Below are 21388 nucleotides of genomic sequence, written 5' to 3' on the forward strand. Positions count from 1 at the left end.
ATGAAAGTTTAAGAAAAATTTAATGTAGATGTAGGTGGAAGTTTATGGAAATAAATGGTAATATAAATTTAAGTTTATTAATAAAATATTTTAATACGCATTGATTATCTATTTTTCATGAATTGAAGATATAATCAATGTTTATGTAATTTTGGAAACGTACAAAATTAAGGGGGGGATTAATTGTGAAAAAAAAATTTCTTACGTTTCTTTTGAGTATCAGTATGGTATTTTCTATGAGTACAATAGCTTTTGCTTCAGAAGGGAATGACAAAGCTGTTAAAAGTTCCATAGTACAAATTAAAAAGGTACAGTCAGAAACTGGAAAGCAAGAACAAAAAGTATCTGATGTGATTGATGAAGTAAATCAATCAGTAGTAGCTGTAATAGGTGAAAATAAAAAAATACGTGAGCAGGATGAGCAATATACAAAATTCCCCAAAGCTCTGCAGCATGGTTCAGGTGTAGTATTAAGCAAAGATGGAAGAATATTAACAAATAATCATGTAGTAGATGGCCTTGATGATATCTATGTTGTTACATATGATGGAAATGTATACAAGGCTAAGCTTTTATATGCAGATAAGGACATTGATTTGGCTCTTCTTAAGATTAATAGATCAGATTTAAAAGCAATAAAATTAGCAGATAAAGAGAATATGAAAGTTGGAGATGAAGTTGTTGCTATTGGTACTCCGTTATTTTTTGGCTACAGAAACAGTGCCAGTAAAGGTATTATAAGTGGTTTAAACAGACCGGTAGATCGTTCATATATGTATTTGCAGACAGATGCTGCAATAAATCCTGGAAATAGCGGTGGACCCTTAGTAAATATGAATGGAGAACTGGTTGGTATCAATACTTTGGGATACATGTTCACTCAGGGAATGAATTTTTCTATTCCAATAGATAATATCAATTACTTTGTAGATCAATATGATAAATTTGGAAGAATAAAAAGATGTTTTACAGGAATAGAATTTGAAGAAAACTGGGCAGCACTATTGGGACTTCCAAGCAATCAAGGATTAAAAGTAGTAACAATTCAAAAGGATGCAGTAGTGAATTCTAATCAGGTAAAGGAAGGGGATATGTTGGAAGCAATAGATGGAAAGTCCATAACATCTATTGCTCAGTACAATGAAATATTAAAAAAACACTTGCCAGGTGATAAAGTAAAAGTAACCTTCAGTAGAGGAAATGAAAAATTTGATATTACAGTAACATTGAAAGAAGCAAATAATAAACAAAACAGCAAAGCTGGAAAGGAGGATTAGTTAGTATGAAAAAGTTTGTTTCAATTTTAGCCAGTGTTTGTGTATCTGCCAGCTTGTTTGCACCAGCAGCATATGCTAAGGATGATAATGGAAAAATTGATTTGTATCAAGTGTTTTCAAATAAAAAAGATATGATGAAAACTGATGTAGGAAGCCGCATATATAAATGGTCAATGCATTTACCAGATGATGCTGTTATCTATAAATCCGATAGAGTAAATCGTTTTAATATGTCAACAATTAGTTATAAGTCATCTGTTGAGTTGGAAGTTAATAAAAATAAAGATAAACTATCTTTAGAAGAAGTATTATATCAAATGCAAAATTCTTCAGATAGACATAACTTTTGGGGATGGGGAGATAAAGAATTTGCTGTTGATATTGCTAAAGATGAAGCAGGGCAAAGGTACATTAGAGTAATAAAATCGAATAAAGGTTATGATTATTTTATGGTAGATGAAGCGGCAGAAGAATTAAGAGATTATATAGAAAATAGAATTTATGTAACAAACAATTATATATATAATTTGACAATAAGTATGAATGGAGAGTTTTACAAACAGCATGAGGAAATGTTCGATAAATTGGTATCTTCTTTTAAGCTTTCTTTTGATGAAAAGAATCCTTATATAAAGGAACTTTCAGATTCAGTAAGCACTACTAGAGAATATAAAAATACAAGTTATGGCTGGAAATTAGTAATGAGTCCTTATTGGAAAGTTGAAGGAACGCCTAATGCGCGTAATCAAAATTTTCGTCCTGTATATAGTGATGAAGAGTTAAATCAAAGTATAAAAATCAGCCAAGAGAATAAAGATGAGTTTAAGATACCAGAAGGAATTACTGTCAAGTTAGTAAGTTCAGCTAAAAATGGGGAAACTTCTTGGAAATGGGCAGAGAAAGAAATAAACAAATTAAAAGACAATTATAACAATGAAGCTTATGAAATATTAAAAAATGAAGGGAAAACCCAAGGAAATACAAAGGTTCAACATGTAGTAATCCGTTATAAGACTGTTACTAAAAATCCATATATCGTTCATAATGTATATGTTGTAGGAAATGGTTACAAGTATCTAGTAACTGCAACAATGATGGAAGATAAATATAAGGATAATAGTAAGAGAAGCAGTTTTGAAAATATGTTAAATTCATTTAAATTGGAAAAAGATTATTTTAGTAAATATTTAGGAAAATTTATTTCTGCTGAATCATTGATAAACTTAAATGCTTCAAAAGAATTAAAAATGAAAAAATATGATTTTAATACAAAAGTAACAAAAAGTTGGAATACTTTTGGAGACAGATTTGGCTTTGATGATGATTTTTATGATGATGAATTTTTCTATAAGTATGGAGAACAAATATATAGAGACAATATTAGCAACAATGAATATGTAGATGCCTTTGAGCCATCGAGTAATATGCGTGTTAATATGTTTGCAGGATTGAATACAAGTGAACTAAAGGAAATTATTGAAGATAAAGCAGAAAGATATTTAAATGATGATGAAATTCGAATGGGATTGGCAAAGGTTAAGATTGAATCAGCTGAATACAATGGAATACAGATATATTACATTGAAAAAGAATATAATTTAGATGCAATTAAGAAGTTTGTAAATCAAGATGAAACAAAGACATATGACTTAAAAGGCTTGCAAAATGAATATACACATATTATAAAAATCGGAAAAGACACTTATACACAAACTATAACGTTACCTGTGGCGAATATTACATCTAAAAATAAGGCTAAAGTAAAGAAAATATGGGGGAATACTACTATAAATAAAACAAATTACAGTAATCTTAATCTAAAATGGCAGCAGCATAAGCTTGAAGAATTTGATAAAGAAAAAAAGTAAATTGTAAATAAAAATGACTAATTTATATTAAACTTAGGACTGTATATGGATCGTTATTAAATCTATATACAGTCCTTTTATTTGTGTTGAGTGTAGATGTAATTATATCTATTCACGATAATACTCCTAGATCTATGGGATGAGAGTAGGAACTAGGATAAGGATTTCTAAGCTTCTGATTTAACCAAGGATTTTTTATCAACGCTAAAATTGTATGTCAATCCTGCAATAATCAAAAATCCACCAATTATTTTGCCTTTAGAAATCAAATTACCTGTAAAATAATCTATAATTATTCCCGTAAAAAGTTGTCCACTAAAGATAAGTAAAGTTGAATAAATTGTTGGTATTTTAGGTATTACGATATTTGATATGGCAACAACTATTACCCCTACTAATCCACCTAAATAAGCCCAAAATGGAATATTAGATAAACTATTGAAAGATAAGTTCATAGTATCATTTCTAAATAATAGAACAATAATGGTAAATAATAATCCTACTATATAGTTAACAAAAGTACCTTGAAAGACACCTATCCTTTTGGCTAATTGTGAATTAATTATCATTGATAGAAGAACCAAACACCCAGCTATAAATGCAAGTATAATATACAGCATATCATTTACCTCCTTAATATGTTATCATTACAGCTATTCCTATAAAGATTAATAAAAATCCTATTAGCTTTTCATTTCTAAATTTGTATTTATTCATTCCTAACAATCCAAAATGATCTACAATTACTGATGCGATAGATTGTCCTAATAAACCTAGAGATAATGTTAGAGATACTCCCATATTTTTAAAGCATAGATTATTAAACAGTACAAGGAAAACTCCAACACCACCGCCGCTAAGCAGATAAATAGGAACTTTTTGTTTAAAATTGAAAGTTTTTTTCTTAATTATTAAGAGTAAGCTTATTGATAACAGTCCTACTATATGGATTATTAGTATTGAAAAATAATCATCCAGGTGTTTTGCTAAGGTTCCATTAAAGGTCACCATAATGGCAATCAATAAACCTGAAAATGCAGCTGATAATTTATACATTTAACGTCCTCCAGTTCTTAATTATTTCCTTTTACTTCATTAAAATTAACACATAACCAACTGATAGTAATAGGACATATGTCCTAAATTCAATTAAATGCTTTATAATATAATTAAGTCAGGAGGAATATATGAATGCTGAGAATAAATGATGAAAATAAATTAGAGTATTACATTGATAAATATAAGATTAGAGATATTTTTGATAAAGATGTGAAAAAATACATGGAGTTAATCTTATTTAATAAAAATGATCATATCTGCAGATCTACTGAAAAAATAGAGTACTTTTATTTTTTAGTTAAAGGAAAGGTAAAAGTATATACTTTGTTGAAGAATGGAAAATCTCTTTTATTGCAATTTTATAAACCATTAAATATTTTTGGTGATATTGAATTTGTTGATATTGATAAAACATCATCTAACATTCAAGCTATGGAGAGTACTTTGTGTATAGGTATTTCAATGGAGAATTTAAGAAAAAATGCACTTGATGATACAAAGTTTTTAAAATATATATGCAGAAATTTGGGAAGTAAATTAGATAAATTTTCAAAGTTTAGTTCCATTAATCTGCTATATCCATTAGAAAATAGATTAGCTAGCTATATTTTGGCTATTACACCTGACAGTGACAATTCATCTAATACAGATGGTTTTTTTACATATAAGCTGACAGAGATGGCAGATTTGCTTGGAACCAGTTATAGACACTTAACCAGAACTATAAATAAATTATGTAATGAAAACATCATAAAAAAAGAAAAGGATTCAATAATTATTTTAAATAGAGAATTATTAGAAGAATTAGCTTGTGATATTTATGAATAATGAATAAATTATCTTTTAGAAAAAAATTCACACCACAAGAAAAGCCCGAAATATAGGGCTTTTTTCTATTGTTACAAAATTTACCTTACAAAAAAGTAAATTAGCATATTGACAAAGTGGTATAAGCATATTACTATGTAATTGTAAATGATAATTGATATCAATTGAATTAAATTAATTGTTGAATTGAATTATCAATAATTAATTTATATTTTGAATGTCATACTTAAACCACCAATTTAAACAAAAGAAAAATTTTTAGGAGGAGATTAAATGTTAAAGAAAAAACTAGGTATCATTTCAACAATACTAACAGTAGCAATATCATCAAGTTTATTAGCTGGCTGTGGAGCAAAAAGTGAGTCAGTACAAAAGGCAGCGCCAATAAATAAAGAAAAGGTAGTAAATATATATACAGATAGACATTATGATACAGATGAAGCACTTTATAAAGTATTTACAGAAAAAACAGGAATTAAAGTAAATGTGGTAAAAGGCAAGTCTGATGAGTTAATTGAGAGATTAAAAAGAGAAGATAAAGATACAGAAGCAGATTTATTGATAACTGCAGATGTAGGAAGATTATATAGAGCTAAGGAAAGCGGAATGCTTCAATCAGTAAAAAGTGATAAACTTACAAAAAATATTCCAGAAAAATATAGAGATGAAGATAATCAATGGTTTGGTTTAACTAAGAGAGCAAGAGTTGTCGTATATTCAAAAGATAGAGTTGATCCAAAAGAATTATCTACATATGAAGATTTGACAGCTGAAAAGTGGAAGGAAAAAGTCTTAGTTAGATCATCAACAAACATTTATAACCAATCATTATTAGCATCATTCATTGAAATCAATGGTGAAGAAAAAGCTAAAGAATGGGCAAAAGGACTTGTATCAAACATGGCTAGGCAGCCAGAAGGTAATGATAGAGACCAGGCAAAAGCAGTAGTTGCTGGCGTTGGTGATGTGGCAATAATGAATACTTATTACGTAGGAAAGCTGTTAAATTCATCAGATACGGAAGAGGTTAAAGTAGGAAAGAGTATTGGAGTCTTCTTCCCAAATCAAGATACAACAGGAACACATGTAAATATTAGTGGCGCTGGGTTAACAAAATATGCTAAAAATCAAGAAAATGCAGTTGAATTTATTGAATTCCTATCAGGGGCAGAAGCTCAAAAGCAGTATGCAGAGGCTAATTTTGAATATCCAGTAAATCCTGGAGTTGAAGCATCAGAGCTTCTAAAATCTTGGGGAAGTTTTAAAGAGCAAAATATAAAATTATCTAAGCTTGGAGCAAACAATAAAAAAGCAGTTGAAATATTAAATGAAGTAAATTGGAAATAAGCATATTGCAAAAGCAGTTCATTTAGCTGCTTTTTTCTAAATTTATTATAAAGGATGTGATTTCAGTGTTTAAACTAAAAAAAGTCAGGCTTAATATGTGGAATGTATTAAGCTCCATTATAGTGATGCTTATTGTTTTACCTAATATAGAAATGCTTATGAATATTTTTAAAACACCTAATGAAAATTGGTATCATATTAAACAATATCTTTTAAAAGAATATGTAGTAAATTCATTAATACTAGTTTCAGTAACGGCATTTTTCACTGTATTAATAGGTACAACTCTTTCATGGATAATATCTGTTTATGATTTTCCTATGAGAAAATTCTTCAAATGGGCTATGATTTTGCCATTGGCAATTCCACCTTATATTGCAGCTTATACATACAGTGGAATATTTAGCTATACAGGAGTGATACAAGCTACTTTGAGAAAGCTTAATATCAGTGTAAATCCTAATTATTTTGATATTATGTCAATGAAAGGCGCTGTATTTATATTCACTATATTTTTATTTCCCTATGTTTATATCATAACTAGATCTTTTTTAGAAAAACAGTCTTCAGCATTGATAGAGAATGCCAGAGTACTTGGAAGAAATTCTTTAGAAATATTCTGGTATGTAGTTTTGCCTATATCCAGGGGAGCAATTATTGGAGGAGTCAGCATAGTTATTTTAGAGATATTAAATGACTATGGAGTTGTTAATTATTTTGGAGTACAAACCTTCAGTACAGCTATTTTTAAAGCTTGGTTTGGTATGGGAGATATAGATTCTGCATCAAGATTAGCCTCCATATTGATAATAATGGTTTTAACATTATTGACATTAGAAAGATTTTTAAGAGGAAGAAAAAAATATAGTTTTACTACAACTAAAATAAGACCTATATCCCTAATAAAACTAAAGGGGATTAGAGCCTTTGCAGCTTTTTCATTCTGTTTAGTTATTTTTTTACTAGGTTTTTTAATTCCAACGGCTCAGTTATTTAGGTGGAGTTTATTAACTTATAAAAAAATATTAAATGTTGAATTTGTACACTTTATGTTTAGTTCAATATCTGCAGCTTTAATTACAGCATCTCTGATTATTATTTTTGCTTTGATTGTGGCAAATTACTGCAGAATTAATGATAATTTAATTTCAAGGCTATATTCAAAAATAACAGTTTTAGGATATTCAATTCCAGGTGCAGTTATAGCTGTAGGTGTTATTGTTGTTTTTGTTACATTAGACAGAAAACTCAGATGGGTTTATGAGATTATAGGGGTTACTTCTTCAGGGTTAATACTTAGTACAAGCATTACTATGTTGATTTTTGCTTATATAATAAGGTTTTTAGCAGTAGGATACAATTCAATAGAAGCAGGTTTTGAAAAGGTAGGAAATAAGTTTTCGGAGGCATCAAGAACGTTAGGTTTTGGCATAACAAAGACTTTCTTCAAGGTGGATTTGCCTATGATAAAAGGTGCGGTTTTAGGGGGATTTTTACTAACCTTCATAGAGGTATTGAAGGAGCTTCCTTTGACATTGATTCTAAGACCATTTAATTTTAATACATTGGCAACAAAGGCTTATGAATATGCTAATGATGAAATGATTCATGAGGCATCAGTTGCATCAATATTAATTATTGCAATTAGTTTTTTTAGTATATATCTCTTTTATAGAATGGAAGATAAGGAGGAAAAATAATGTATATTCAGATTAAAAATCTAAATTTTAAGTATAAAAATAGTTTAGAAAATGTAATTAAAGATTTTAATTTAAATATAAAAAAAGGAGACATTGTCTGTATATTAGGCAAAAGTGGATGCGGTAAAAGCACCATATTAAGATTAATTGCTGGATTAGAGGAGCCTTTAAGTGGAAACATAAGTATAGAAGATAAAATTGTAGTAGATGAGAAGAACTTTATATATCCAGAAAATAGAGGTATCGGAATGGTGTTTCAGGATTATGCCTTATTTCCACATATGACTGTGGAAGAGAATATTAAATTTGGACTTAAAAAAATGATTTCAGAGCAAAAGAAAAAAAGAGTAAAAGAAGTATTGGAACTTATAAATTTACAAGAATACGAAAAAAGATATCCCTATGAGTTAAGTGGAGGACAACAGCAAAGAGTGGCTTTAGCTAGAGCTATTGCTCCAAAGCCATCTTTACTTCTTTTAGATGAACCTTTTAGTAATCTCGATGCTCATCTCCAAAGCAAAATAAGACAGGAGCTTAAGGATATAATAAAGGAAACAGGTATAACTTCAATTTTTGTCACTCATGATAAAGAGGATGCAGAGACTATAGCTGATAAAATTGTAGTTTTAAATCAGTAAAATACATATCTTGTGTAAACAAGGTAAAGGAACTCTATATAGTAATGGAGTTCCTTAAATTTTAATATTCTTTCTTAGAAACATATAATTTTTTAGAACTATCTATAGTAGCAAGATAAATATTTTTTATATTATTTACATTATACATAGCTAGATTATTCATAAGCCATTCTTTGTTTACTCCAGATTTAATTAAATTTTCTTCAAATAACTTACCGTCATTGATAATAACCAAGGGTAAGTCTATAGGTTTGGCGAATAAATTATAATCTGTTGGAGTAACTGGTCTATGAGCTTCTTTTTTTATAATACTAAAATGGCCATTAGGTTCTAAAACTGCATATTTAACCTCTGAAACATCAAAAATATTCTTAATTCTTAATTCGCTCATAAGTAAATCAATATTTATAAAATGTTTTTTTAGGTTTTTCCTTATTATTTTACCATTATCTATTAAAATAATAGGTTTTCCATTGAAAAATAAAGATGCTTTTCTGTTTTTCAAGGATATGAAAGTAAAGACAAAATGCCAAAAAAATAAAGTTAGTAATGGAATAAGGATGTATTTGAAGGAAATTTCTCCATCTAGCAGTGGTGCTACTGTAAGAGCTCCAAGTATCCATGTTAACGCAAAATCGTATGCAGTAAGCTGGTTTACGGCTCTTTTAAAAATAAATTTTCCGACTAAAAAAGCCAGGATACCTACTAGAAAGGTTCTTAATATATATCCTAATAATGAAATATCTTTTACAACTCCTAAAAACTCTGGCATAAACTTCCTCCTATAGATTTATATATAGTTTTTTATCAGAAGTTAAAATTCCTAAGTAAACAGTATCTATATTATCTATATTATTAGATTTAAGTTCATTTTGAATCCAATCATAATTCAGTCCATTTTTTTTAAGGACTTTTTCATCTAGCTTTCCTTCATAAATAATAATTTCAGGTAAAATATCTAGTGATATTTTTATTCCCATATCTAATTTAGTTACAGGCAGACTATTACTATTGGAGGCTGCGCTAAAATCTCCTGTAGCTTCAGCAATTAAATAATCCAATTTTTCAAAATTAGGTGCGTCCTTTTGTCTCATTATTGAAAATAAATTATCAATTGTCAGCTTTGCTTTTGAAAGGTTATTTTTTATTAAGGTTCCATTTTTAACTAGTATAATTGGCTTTTGAGAAACTACAGATGGAGTTTTAAAATACAGATATGATATAAACAAATTAATCAAGGTATATAATATAATTATAGCTGCTGCATCTATTAATCTTGATTTGGGATTTACCATACGAGCAGCTGCAATATGACTCATACCGGCTGCCATCAAGAAGTTATATGAAGTTATTATACCAGGCTGGCGAAATCCCATTAACTTAGTTGAGGCAAACAATACAAAATATAAAATAGAGGTTCTGATAAATAATTCTAATATACCTAATTTTTCTGCTTCAAAAAAAATAGCATGTATATTCATAAAATCACCTTTTATATAAATTTCAATAAAAGATAAGTTCAATAGTTTTTATTGAACTTATCTCAATTTATGTATATTGTAAAGTTTTATTTTACAGTATACATTCCGTGACTATTCATATAATTGAAAAGTTCTTCACCATGTCTTTGTTCATCTTGTTGAATATGCTGCATAGCCTGCCTAACTGCTGGATTAGCAGATTCAAAAACGTCAATATCATAAGTATTTGAAACATATTTTTCAGTAGATAATAAATCGGTACAAAGTAGTTTGTCAGTTTGATTGTTCATAGCTCCTTGTAAATTACTTTGAGTTGGAGCTGGTTGAGGTTGTGCTTGTTGATTGTGACTTAGGTTTGGCTGTTGGCCTTGAAGCAGTTGGTTAATAACATCATAGTGATGTTGTTCTTCACCAGCAAGTTTGGTAAAAAGCTGTTTTAATTCTGGGTCTTGAGCCTGCTGAGTATAGTTGTTATATTTTTGCACACACATATCTTCTTGAATTTTACCATCTTCCAAAAACATTCTTTCCTTTTGACTAAGTTGTATTTGCATGATAAATTCACCTCCTATAAATATTTTTAGCAATAAATAAAATATTATGTAGGTAAATAACATAAAGTTATATATTGGTGGCTTTTACTACCACCAATTCGTTTTTGTATGCACTATTTCTGTTGTCCTTACAAATTGTTTTTCTTTTTTCCCTAATATTCGAGCTAAGAATAAAATAGCTGCGAATGAAATTGTTGTTTTAAATATTGTATTCAAAATATTAATAATCATATTTTGAAAATCGCCTGCCATAATTAAGCTTGTTTTATCCTATGACCAACAATTCTAATAGTTCTTTCAAAATCATATATTTTAATCATACTGTTATTATTACCATTCATTTTATGAAAATATTATTATTTTTCAGAATAAAAAAGTTTACAAAAGAAATAAATTCATTTTAGGTATAACATATGATATATGCGACAATTGATCATAGAGATAATTTACTTATGGTTCAAGGGGTCTCAGCTTAATGGGAATAAATACATTGATTATATATCAAAATATTAATTGATTGGAATTATAAAAAAAATAAACATTGTGTGTACTGCTTAATAGATAATTAATGGGATATATAGACTTTAAATTTAGTATATGTTCACAAATATTTTAATGTTTTGTCACGAAACTGTCACACTAAATGTCTATACTAAAATCATCAAGCAATGAAATAAAAAATAGAAGGGAGCAATTAAAATGAAATCAAGTAAATTATCTTTAAAAGCTAAAATATTATGTGGAGTATTAGCAGGGGGAGTAGTTTTATCAGCAGGAAGTTCAGCTTTCGCTGTAAGCGAAAATGCTTCAGATTCTACTCAAAACTTAAAAATAGAGCATAGAATCCCTATGAATAGGGATAAATTTAATAAAGATAAAATGGAAGAGAGGAATAAAATATTTGAGTCAGTTTTACAAGAAGCTGTAAAATCAAATACAATTACACAGGATGAAAGTAATAAAATAAAGGCATATACAGATAAAAAGGCTGAAGAAGCAAAACAATTTATGCAAGAACGTAAAAAGGAAGGAAAAAAAGAAGACAATAAAGCACCAAAAGATAGAAAAATAAATAAAGCAGGCAAAATCGGTAAAGAAGGAAAAGGAGGATTATTTGCAGAGTTGGTTAATGAAGGTATACTAACTCAGGAAAAGGCTGATATTCTAAGAGAAAAAATGCAGGATAAGACTAAGGCATTAAGAGATGCAAGATTAAAAGAAGAATTAAGTAAACTTGTAGAAAATAAAACATTAACTCAGGAGCAGGCAGATAAAATTGCAGCAGCTATAAAAACTGCAAATGATGCTAGAAAAGCTGATTTTGAAAAAATTAAGGATATGACTGATGAAGAAAGACGTGAATATATGAAAGGTATAAAGGATAGTTACAAAGATCCTCTAAAGACTCTTGTAGAAAATGGAACAATTACAGAAGTACAAGAGAAAGAAGTGAGAAAAATACTACATGGATATAAAAATAAACACCATGCACCGAGAGTTAAAGGTAAAATACCTGGTAATAAACTAGTAAAGAAAAATACAAAGAAACAATAGTAACTAACATATGTTAAATTAGAAAAGTAAAACTTATTACATTATTATACAAAGCTTCTCAAGGGTTTTTGAATAAAACTTCTTGAGAAGTTTTTATTTTGCAAAAAAACAAAAAATGTATATTTATACTTTACATCTAATTGATTTAGGGGTATACTATGGATATATTTATGAATAAAATTACAATTAAATGTATAATTATAAATAAACTAAAATATTCATATATAAAATTGTGAGGGTGATGTGGGATGTTTAGAAGATATGCAAGTACAAATATGGAAAGAGCGAATATACTTATTCAAGCTTTACCATATATTCAAAAGTATAATGGCAAGACTTTTGTTATTAAATATGGGGGCAATGCCATGATAAATGAAGAATTAAAAGAAGCGGTTATTAGAGATATAATTTTATTAAGCTGTGTAGGAATCAGAGTTGTAGTTGTTCATGGTGGAGGTCCAGAAATAAATAAATTATTGAACAAAATAGGTAAAGAAAGTGAGTTTATTAATGGCTTGAGAGTAACAGATGAAGAGACCATTGAAATGGTTCAGATGGTACTTGCAGGTAAGGTTAATAAAGATATAGTTTCTTTAATTCTTGAAAGTGGTGGAAATGCAGTAGGTTTATGCGGCATAGATGGCAATATGCTAAAGGCAAGAAAGCTTCAGGAAGCAAAAGGTGTAGATCTTGGATATGTAGGTGAAATAACAGAGATCAATGAAGAAGTTATAAAGAATACTCTGGATTCAGGGTATATACCTGTAATTTCAACAGTTGCTTTAGGTGAGGAAGATGGTAAAGTATATAATATAAATGCAGATTATGCAGCAGCTAAAATTAGTGTTAAACTTAATGCTGAAAAGCTGGTTTTACTAACTGATGTACCAGGAATTTTGAGAGATATTGATGACCTGGACAGTTTGATTTCAGTACTGAACCTTAAGGATGTACCTGAGCTTATTGAGAGTAAAGTAATAGAAGGAGGTATGATACCTAAGGTACAATGCTGTGTGGAAGCTGTACAGGGTGAAGTAAAAAGAACTCATATAATTGATGGAAGAATACCTCATTCTATACTTCTTGAAGTTTTTTCTAATGAAGGTGTAGGAACAATGATAGTAGAGTAAATGTATTTATGCATAAAAGAGGTTTAAGTTATAGGTAAAAAGGATATGTTTGAAAACATATCCTTTTTTGAATATAATTAGTACAGTAGATAAACTCTAAAACTTTATTAAAGCAGAGAATTCTTAAATGTGAATTTGTCTACTGTAAATTATTTAGAATTTTGATTTTAAAAATTCTAAATTACAGGGGGAAAGGGTAAAATGAAAGATAAGCTTTTAGGTGGATTTTTAGTAACAATATTTTTTCTAAATATGAGAATATATTTTAGCATGGATAGAATAACAGACAGATTATACAGAAACTATGACCGCATAGAGCAAGTAAGTACAAAAGTTGATAGTATACATTCTGATGTTACAAATACCATGAATAAAATATATAACGAAAATAAATGGATTTATAATGTGGATTATTCTATATTAGAGATAACAAAGGATTTGGAAAAGGTAACTTTTACATTAAAATGGAGTCTTCATGATTTGGATAAAGGTTCAAAGGTATATCTTTTATATGGAGAAGAAGAGGAAAAAAATAATGAAGTAACTAGCTGGAAGGAAGTACTTGCAGAGGATTTGGGAAACTTAAATTATAAATCACAATTGATTCTGCCTTATAAAAGGAATTATGAGTTTAAGGTAGTTGTTAAAAATGATAAAACTATAAAAAGTGAAAGAATAACGGAAATAGATTTTCTTTCTAGATTAAATGATAGAGTACAAATAGATGTGAGTCCTGAATCAAAAAGTATTTCAAATAACCATGTTGAACTGAGTTTTTCAGTTAATGTAGAGAACAGATATGATTTGATGGATAAAGAGTTAGATAAACTTGTTAATAATAATTTGTTAAAGATGAAAGATATTAAAATAAAAATCTACAGTAATGATAAAGTAAAAGAGGAATTTGACATATTGAAAAATGGAAAATCAGTATGTGACCAGGTTTCTTATGAAGAATCTTTTAGAAAACAGGAAGATATAAAATTAGAAAAAGTAGAATTCAACAAAAACATTGAGTATGACAGTACAGAAAATAGTGTTGAAAAGATAGAAGTAATAATTCAGGATTACAGTGGAAAGATATATACTAAGGTAAGTCATGGTATGTAAAAACTAATATATAAACACTTGAAAATAAAGCTTAAATAGATGATAAAGGCAGAAAAGAAGCTAGTAGATGCTTCTTTTCTGCCTTTATTAATCTTCTTCTTTATATGCTCTTCTACTTTGATCCCCATTTAACAAATTTTCTATCTGACTGCCTATTTCATGTCCTTGTCTATAAGAAGCTATATGCTTAGCATCTATTTGATTTTTGTGAGAATCCTGTCCAGATAAACTATCTATAATTCCCATTTTAGCAGCAGGCATATTACCTACGTGAATGTCTTTTAAGTCATCTAGTTTAAAATTGTGCATAAAAAAACCTCCTTTTATTTTATAGTATTATGTTGCCCTAAATGTATATAAAAATTGATGTAATACAAAGTGAAATTTAATTAAGAGTAGAATATTTATATGAAGGTTAGTTTAAACTAATTGAAAATAATAATAACAAACATTATTCTGAGAATTTTATTTTTATATTGTATAAAATATATATTTTAAAGAAAAAAGTTAAAAAATACAAAATTTACAAGTAACAACTTATATGCTATAATTGAGTTGTTTAAAGAAACATATTTTATAAATCATAGAAGTTGTTTCTTTGCAAAAGGGGGGAATAAATTGAATTGTATAATTAGTAAATTAAAAAAGGACAAGGTGTTTTATATTTCAAGTATCAGCTTAATATGCATTTTGATTTATGCATTTTTTAACATTAAAGTTTTTGAAAGGGTATCAAATAATGCTCTTGAATTTTTACTTAATAAGTTCTATTGGTTTTACTCTGGAGCTATGCTTAGCTTTTTTATATTTTGCGTTTACCTTATATTTAGCAAGTATGGCAATATAAAATTAGGAAAAGATGATGAGAAGGCTGAATATGGTTTTGTATCCTGGCTTGCAATGCTGTTTTGTGCAGGTATGGGAATGGGACTTGTTTTCTGGGCAGTAGCAGAACCATTAATTCATTATACACATCCTCTTAATATGGAACCATTTACTGAAGAAGCAAAAATGTTTGCTTTAGGAAAATCATTTTTACATTGGGGTACTTCAGCCTGGGCTTGTTATGCTATTCTTGCATTAATACTGGCATATATGCAGTTTAGAAAAGGAAAGCCTGCTTTAATGAGTAGTGCACTCATACCTATTATTGGAGAGAAAAGAGCTAAGGGATGGATTGGAAATGTTATAGATATATTTACTATATTTGCAACAGTAGCAGGGGTTATTACTTCTCTTGGACTAGGAACTTTACAAATTAATGCAGGGCTTAATTTTTTATTTGGTGTTCCGGAAAATATAAAAATAAAATTGGTGATAATAGGCATAGTTACAGTTTGTTATATGACTTCAGCTGTTGTAGGAATTAACAAGGGAATAAAAATTTTATCAGACATAAATCTCTTTATAGCGGCTTTAATGATTACACTTGTTGTTATTGTAGGACCTACATCAAGCATATTTAAAAATTTGTTTAGTGGATTAGCCATATATGGCAAAGAATTAGTAACCACTAATAATAATATATTTTTGCATGGTGATTGGTATAAGGATTGGACATTGTTTTATTGGGGATGGTGGATAGCATGGGCACCTCCAGTAGGAATATTTATTGCTAGAATTTCAAGGGGAAGAACCATAAAAGAATTTTTAACTGGAGTTTTAATAATACCATCTTTATTATGTTTGGTATGGTTTTCTGTATTTGGAACTATGGGATTCAATGTAGGACATTCAATAGCATTAGAAGCAGCTGAAAAAACACAAACAGCATTTTTTATTGTTCTTAACAAATATCCTTTAGGATTCTTTATATGTAATTTAGTTATGATATTATCAATGATATTCTTTATTACTTCAGCTGATTCATCTACCTTTGTATTAGCTATGCTTTCTTCAAATGGGAAGTTAAATCCAGATAACTCAAAAAAAATTGTATGGGGAATACTTCAAGGTGCTTTAACTGTTGTATTTTTACTGGCAGGAGGACTTAAGATGATACAAACAGCTTCTGTATTAGCTGCATTTCCTTTTGCTTTTATAATGATATTTTCTATGGTTTCCTTTAAAAAATGCTTGAAAGAAGAAAAACAAGTGTTATTATCAGAAAATGAAGACCAAAACGAATTTAGAGGAAGGATTAAGGAAAACATTACTAGCTTGGAAACTAAATGCAAAGTTAAACAGGAATTCTGAATAATAGAATAAAGTTAAAGAGGCTGATAAATGATTTTATCAGCCGTTTATTTTTGTATAACTAAAGTTATATTGAGATGAAATTTTTAATTCAGAAGGTTTTTGTATAAATTAAAATACTAGGTTAAAAATAATTATAGATTTTGGAGGTGATTAAGTTGAAAAAACTATTATATATACCAGTCAATTCAAAACCAGAAGAAATGTCTACCAGCAAGACTGTAGGAAGAGAATTTGTAAATCGCTTTCTTGCTGAAAATGAAGGTTATGTTGTAGAGGAGCTTGACCTTTATAATGAAGATATACCAGAGGTAAACCATATAATATTTAAATCAAGAGCGGAAACTGTTTCAGGTGCTGAATATGATGTATTGTCAGAACAGGATAAAAGAGTGGTAGATAGAGTCAATGCTCTTTGTAACCAGTTTTTAAGTGCAGATACCTATGTAATTGCTGCACCAATGTGGAGTGTAAGCTTTCCTGCAAGGCTTAAAAGATATGTAGACTGCATTATATTGAATAACAAGGTAATCAAGATATCATCAGAAGAGGTTAAGGGACTTCTTAATAATAAGGAAAGAAATATGATTTATATTCAATCTTCTGGTGGAGTTTATCCAAAGCTTTTGAGCGGCAAATTTAATCATGGTGTTGATTATTTTCATGACATATTCAAATTTTTAGGTATAAGCAAGTTTGAAAAAATACTTGTTCAAGGTGTTGATATGCAGGATGTGGGAAGAGAAGAGGCTCTGAGAAGAGCATATGAAGATATTGATAAGGTAGTTGAAAAGCTTTCAAGAGAAACCTTGTTACAAGTATAAGATGCAAAGAAAAAAACTTTTTAAGAATTTTTATTGAAAAATTCTTAAAAAGTTTTTTTCTTTGTCTGGATTATATTTTATTTTAAAAGCTGAAATTTAAGTTGAAATGGCAAAATAATTGGATAGGTTGGCTTTTAAACAGGATTTTTCAATAAAAAACATTTATACTATGGATAAGAATTTTTAAAAAAAAGTGTCATTTTTTTTTATACTGTGGTGTTTATATTATTGAAAGATGAAAGGAGGGATTAATATTTTTGGGATCCCAAAGCGCAGAAAAGTGAAAGAAGACCAGTTTCAGACAAATTATCAAAAATATTATCCAATAGTTTATAAGCAGTTGTATTACTTAGTTGGAAGTAATGAATTGGCAGAAGATTTAAATCAAGAAGTTTTTATAAAATATTATAATTCAAAGGAAGAAATTGAGTTTTTAGGTTCTTGGCTTTCAAAGGTGGCAGCAAATACAGCTTTTAACTATTTGCGAGGAGAAAAAAGAAGAATAAAAAGAGAGGAAAGTATTCTAGAAGAAGTAAACAATATTTTTTCAATGGAAGATGAAATATTCAGAAATGAACAAATTAAAGAAGTTAGAAATATTTTATCTAATATACCAGAGAAGCAAAGAATATGTTTAATTTTAAAATTTTCGGGATATTCTTATGAAGAAATTCATAAGGCAACGAATATTCCTCAAAATAGCATAGGACAGCTTATTGCACGGGGAAAACAGAAATTTTTACAATTATATCAAAAGGAAGGTGAAATAAATGTGCTATGAATTAGAGGAACTTCAAAAAATAATTGACAATACCTATGAAGGGAATGTAAATGAGGTATTAGAGCACATAAAAGCTTGTCCTGAATGTAGAAAAAAAATTCAGAAATTAAAGCAGCAGGATAAGCTTATAGAGAGTGTTCTTCAAATGGACATGGTAATACCACCCCCTCGTCCTATTAATGTTTGTACGGTTGATTTTAAGGAGAAAAATAAAAGGAGGATTTTTAATATGAGTAAGAAAACTAAAAAATGGTCTGCGGTAGCAGCTGGAGTTGTATTATGTGGAGGAATATTATTTGCGGAGCCTGTTCGTACAAGAGCAGAGGAACTATTGAAAATATTTCGTATGCAGAAAATTGCTAGTATATCCATCAATCAAAATGACCTTAGTGAAATTAATAAGATATTTAATGATGGTAATGGATCTAAAAATATAGAAAATATTATGAAAGTAGATGTTGCATCAGAAGGTAAGGAAGCTTTTGTAGAAGGTCCAAAAGGGGAGTCTGATATTAAAGAAAAATTATCTATAGACAAGGTAATTAAAGTACCAAAGGGATTTGTTTATGAGCATGTTGGTAAAGCACCAAAAGCAGATGTTACTATAAAATTAGATATAGACAAAACTAATGATCTTTTAAATTATTTGGGTGAAAAAACTAAACTTCCTAAATCTTTAGATCAAAAGCCTTTTGTTATTCATTTTAATGAGGTAATATCTTATAATTTTGGAGCAAAAACTGGAAATCAAGAGGGTAAAAGAAAATATATTAATGTAATAGAAATGAATACGCCTACAGTGGAAATTCCAAATGATGTAGATGAAAAACAATTAATAAAATCATTATTTTCTATGAGCTTTTTACCAGAAAATTTAAAGAATCAATTTATGAAAATAGATGATTTGACATCTACAATTCCAGTACCTTATGATGTTGAGCATCAAACTAAGGAAGAGATAACTGTTAATGGAGAAAAAGCTATAGTAATTAAGGAAAAAGATTCAAATTACTTAAATGTTTATTTGCAAGGTAAAGAGAAGTTATATATGGTAAATGGTAACTGTACATCAGATGAAATCTTGTCGTTTATTGAGGAGATGAAATAGCATATGGTTATAGAAACTTATGATTTAACAAAACAATTTGATGGAAAAGGAGGCTTCCAAAATATTTCCCTCTCTGTTAAGGAGGGGGAAGTATTTAGCTTTTTAGGTAAAAATGGTGCAGGAAAAAGTACTTTTATTAGAACTCTTCTTGGAATACTTTATCCAACCTCCGGTAGTGGATTGATACTGGGAAAGCCTATAGGGGATATTGAAACTAGAAAGAAAATAGGATATTTACCGGAATTATTTCAGTATCATAACTGGCTTACAGGATATGAACTTTTATTTCATCACGGTCTTTTATATAAAATGAACAAAAAAGATATTAAAAAAAGAATTGAAGAAGTGCTTGAAATAGTTGGTCTGAAAGGACATGAGAATAAAAAGATAAAGCAGTACAGTAAAGGTATGAAGCAGAGAATAGGTTTAGGCTGTGCCATACTATCAGACCCAGAGCTGCTTTTCCTTGATGAACCAACAAGTGCACTAGATCCTGTTGGTAGAAAGCATGTTCGTGATATTATTTTAAAATTAAAGAATCAGCAAAAAACTATTTTCCTAAATACTCATTTATTAAGTGAAGTAGAGTTAGTTTCCGATAGAGTTGCTATTTTGGATAAAGGTAAAATTAAAAAAGTTGGAAATATTAATCAGCTTATGCATTCTCCAATACTTCTTTCAATAGGAAACTGCAGTGAAAAAATAATCAATGAATTAAGATGTTTTGATCCATGCTTGGCAAAAGTTGAAAATGAAATTGAAATGCATATAGGCAATGATGAACTCCTTCCTAAAATTGCAGAATGTATAGTGAAAAATGAAGGACTTCTGTATATGATGAAGAAAAAGGAAAATGTACTTGAGGAGCTATTTATTAAAACAGTAGGTGAGGAGGATGAGAGATGAGAACTATAATAAGGCTTACATTTCTTGAAATGAAAAAAAAGAAAATTTTATACCTCACATTGATACTTACTGTGATTTTTCTTGCTCTTTATGGAGTGGCAGCAAAGTACGCATATAAATCTTTACCAACAGATAATGCAATTGTTAGACTTGGTGTTGTTAATCAGTTTTTATCTATGGGAATGTATGTTGCAGGATTTATAATAGCTTTTTTAGCTATTTTTTCAAGTTGTGGTGCAATTTCATCGGAAATTGAAAGTGGTACCTATGATGCTGTTTTGGCAAAACCAATAGCAAGATATGAAATAGTTTTAGGACGTTTTATAGGTATTTTACTGATACTTATTCCTTATGTAACATTGTTATATTTAAGTATTATAGGGGTAAATGTTTTTTGTGGAAAAGGAGTAGTTGTTAATTTTGCTTTTCAATCAATAGTAAAATCCTTATTAACATTGTATCTTTTACCTGTAGTATTAACTTCAATAGGAATATTTTTAAGCTGCTCTACGTCGACTATGGCTTCAGGAGTTATATTAGTTATTTTATATTTTTGTGGTATGATAGGTGGATTTTTAGAGAAAATAAGCTTTTTTCTTACAGATCAAGTGGCAAAATCAGTTACCAGTAACATAGGTATTGTAACAAGTCTTATAATGCCATCAGATGTAATATATAGAAAGGTATCTTCACTTTTATTTACAACTAAATCAGGGCTTAATCTTAATATGGAGAATATGCTAGGTGGAGATATTCAACCAAGTTTTTTTATGATGGGGTATGTTGTTGTTTATAGTATAGTTATGATTATTTTAGCTCTTAGAAAATTTCAAAAAAGAGATTTGTAATATATGTCTGGAATTTTAATTTCTAAATTCCAGACTATTTTTTTAGGAATTTTTAATTACCTAAGTTTCGTACAAACAAAACTTTATTAGTTTCCATATTATAGTTTCCAAAAAATAAATAGTGGATAATACCAAGCCTTGAAGTATAATTTTCTTACCACAAAAAAATTAAGAAAGGC

General features: G+C 28.8%; 21 protein-coding genes. 15 read left to right on the forward strand and 6 right to left on the reverse strand.

The genetic code is table 11. From position 1 onward, the window contains the following. The first annotated feature begins 185 nt into the window (after positions 1 to 185). The gene (locus OIO11_RS01070) at positions 186 to 1277 is read left to right on the forward strand and encodes a S1C family serine protease (RefSeq protein ID WP_268069484.1); all 1092 of its coding nucleotides are present in this window, start codon (positions 186 to 188) and stop codon (positions 1275 to 1277) included. Positions 1278 to 1282: 5 nt separating this feature from the next. Next, entirely contained in the window at positions 1283 to 3145 is a 1863-nt protein-coding gene (locus tag OIO11_RS01075; protein WP_268069485.1) for a hypothetical protein, read from the forward strand. Positions 3146 to 3312: 167 nt separating this feature from the next. Here the strand turns inward: OIO11_RS01075 and OIO11_RS01080 are convergent, their stop codons facing one another. Beyond that, entirely contained in the window at positions 3313 to 3765 is a 453-nt protein-coding gene (locus OIO11_RS01080) for a DMT family transporter (protein ID WP_268069486.1), read from the reverse strand. 13 nt (positions 3766 to 3778) lie between these two features. Further along, complete coding sequence (locus OIO11_RS01085) at positions 3779 to 4201, reverse strand: DMT family transporter (protein WP_268069487.1); 423 nt, start codon at positions 4199 to 4201, stop codon at positions 3779 to 3781. Positions 4202 to 4336: 135 nt separating this feature from the next. Between OIO11_RS01085 and OIO11_RS01090 the strand changes: the two genes are divergently transcribed. The 4 genes from OIO11_RS01090 (at position 4337) to OIO11_RS01105 (ending at position 8717) form a co-directional block, all read left to right on the forward strand. After that, positions 4337 to 5032 carry a cyclic nucleotide-binding domain-containing protein gene (locus OIO11_RS01090; protein WP_268069488.1) on the forward strand — a complete coding sequence of 232 codons (696 nt, stop codon included), beginning with the start codon at positions 4337 to 4339 and terminating at the stop codon, positions 5030 to 5032. 273 nt (positions 5033 to 5305) lie between these two features. Continuing rightward, on the forward strand, positions 5306 to 6379 hold the full coding sequence (locus tag OIO11_RS01095) for a Fe(3+) ABC transporter substrate-binding protein (protein WP_268069489.1): 1074 nt from the start codon (positions 5306 to 5308) through the stop codon (positions 6377 to 6379). A gap of 95 nt (positions 6380 to 6474) precedes the next feature. Further along, complete coding sequence (locus tag OIO11_RS01100) at positions 6475 to 8079, forward strand: ABC transporter permease (protein ID WP_268069504.1); 1605 nt, start codon at positions 6475 to 6477, stop codon at positions 8077 to 8079. Then, positions 8079 to 8717, forward strand: a complete 639-nt coding sequence (locus OIO11_RS01105) for an ABC transporter ATP-binding protein (protein ID WP_268069490.1) — start codon at positions 8079 to 8081, stop codon at positions 8715 to 8717. Before OIO11_RS01100 ends, OIO11_RS01105 begins: the two co-directional genes overlap by 1 nt. A gap of 61 nt (positions 8718 to 8778) precedes the next feature. Here the strand turns inward: OIO11_RS01105 and OIO11_RS01110 are convergent, their stop codons facing one another. From OIO11_RS01110 to OIO11_RS01120, 3 genes are all read right to left on the reverse strand, one after another. Continuing rightward, on the reverse strand, positions 8779 to 9489 hold the full coding sequence (locus OIO11_RS01110) for a YetF domain-containing protein (RefSeq protein ID WP_268069491.1): 711 nt from the start codon (positions 9487 to 9489) through the stop codon (positions 8779 to 8781). Between the two features lie 10 nt (positions 9490 to 9499). After that, positions 9500 to 10198, reverse strand: a complete 699-nt coding sequence (locus OIO11_RS01115; RefSeq protein ID WP_268069492.1) for a YetF domain-containing protein — start codon at positions 10196 to 10198, stop codon at positions 9500 to 9502. Between the two features lie 86 nt (positions 10199 to 10284). Continuing rightward, positions 10285 to 10752, reverse strand: coding sequence for a spore coat protein (locus OIO11_RS01120; protein ID WP_268069493.1), 468 nt, complete (start codon positions 10750 to 10752; stop codon positions 10285 to 10287). A gap of 699 nt (positions 10753 to 11451) precedes the next feature. On the opposite strand from OIO11_RS01120, the gene OIO11_RS01125 reads away from it, so the two are divergent. From OIO11_RS01125 to OIO11_RS01135, 3 genes are all read left to right on the forward strand, one after another. Next, positions 11452 to 12306, forward strand: coding sequence for a hypothetical protein (locus OIO11_RS01125; RefSeq protein WP_268069494.1), 855 nt, complete (start codon positions 11452 to 11454; stop codon positions 12304 to 12306). Between the two features lie 248 nt (positions 12307 to 12554). Then, complete coding sequence (gene argB, locus OIO11_RS01130; protein ID WP_268069495.1) at positions 12555 to 13436, forward strand: acetylglutamate kinase; 882 nt, start codon at positions 12555 to 12557, stop codon at positions 13434 to 13436. A gap of 201 nt (positions 13437 to 13637) precedes the next feature. Beyond that, complete coding sequence (locus OIO11_RS01135; protein ID WP_268069496.1) at positions 13638 to 14546, forward strand: hypothetical protein; 909 nt, start codon at positions 13638 to 13640, stop codon at positions 14544 to 14546. 87 nt (positions 14547 to 14633) lie between these two features. On the opposite strand, the gene OIO11_RS01140 is transcribed toward OIO11_RS01135, so the two are convergent. Next, positions 14634 to 14855 (reverse strand): hypothetical protein, encoded by a 222-nt coding sequence (locus OIO11_RS01140; RefSeq protein WP_268069497.1) that lies wholly within the window; start codon positions 14853 to 14855, stop codon positions 14634 to 14636. Positions 14856 to 15173: 318 nt separating this feature from the next. Here OIO11_RS01140 and OIO11_RS01145 point away from each other — a divergent pair, with 318 nt between their 5' ends. The 6 genes from OIO11_RS01145 (at position 15174) to OIO11_RS01170 (ending at position 21209) form a co-directional block, all read left to right on the forward strand. Beyond that, a complete protein-coding gene (locus tag OIO11_RS01145; protein ID WP_268069505.1) occupies positions 15174 to 16742 on the forward strand; it encodes a BCCT family transporter in 1569 nt (522 codons plus the stop codon). A 158-nt stretch (positions 16743 to 16900) separates the two neighbouring features. Beyond that, positions 16901 to 17566: an FMN-dependent NADH-azoreductase gene (locus OIO11_RS01150; protein WP_268069498.1), complete on the forward strand. Its 666-nt coding sequence runs from the start codon at positions 16901 to 16903 to the stop codon at positions 17564 to 17566. A gap of 280 nt (positions 17567 to 17846) precedes the next feature. Continuing rightward, positions 17847 to 18347, forward strand: a complete 501-nt coding sequence (locus OIO11_RS01155) for a sigma-70 family RNA polymerase sigma factor (protein WP_268069499.1) — start codon at positions 17847 to 17849, stop codon at positions 18345 to 18347. Then, entirely contained in the window at positions 18337 to 19455 is a 1119-nt protein-coding gene (locus tag OIO11_RS01160) for an anti-sigma factor family protein (RefSeq protein WP_268069500.1), read from the forward strand. Before OIO11_RS01155 ends, OIO11_RS01160 begins: the two co-directional genes overlap by 11 nt. A gap of 3 nt (positions 19456 to 19458) precedes the next feature. After that, positions 19459 to 20361, forward strand: coding sequence for an ABC transporter ATP-binding protein (locus tag OIO11_RS01165; RefSeq protein ID WP_268069501.1), 903 nt, complete (start codon positions 19459 to 19461; stop codon positions 20359 to 20361). Further along, a complete protein-coding gene (locus OIO11_RS01170) occupies positions 20358 to 21209 on the forward strand; it encodes an ABC transporter permease (protein ID WP_268069502.1) in 852 nt (283 codons plus the stop codon). Before OIO11_RS01165 ends, OIO11_RS01170 begins: the two co-directional genes overlap by 4 nt. Positions 21210 to 21388: the final 179 nt, after the last annotated feature.

This window comes from Clostridium sp. ZS2-4 (assembly GCF_026719745.1).
Classification (GTDB): domain Bacteria; phylum Bacillota; class Clostridia; order Clostridiales; family Clostridiaceae; genus Clostridium_H.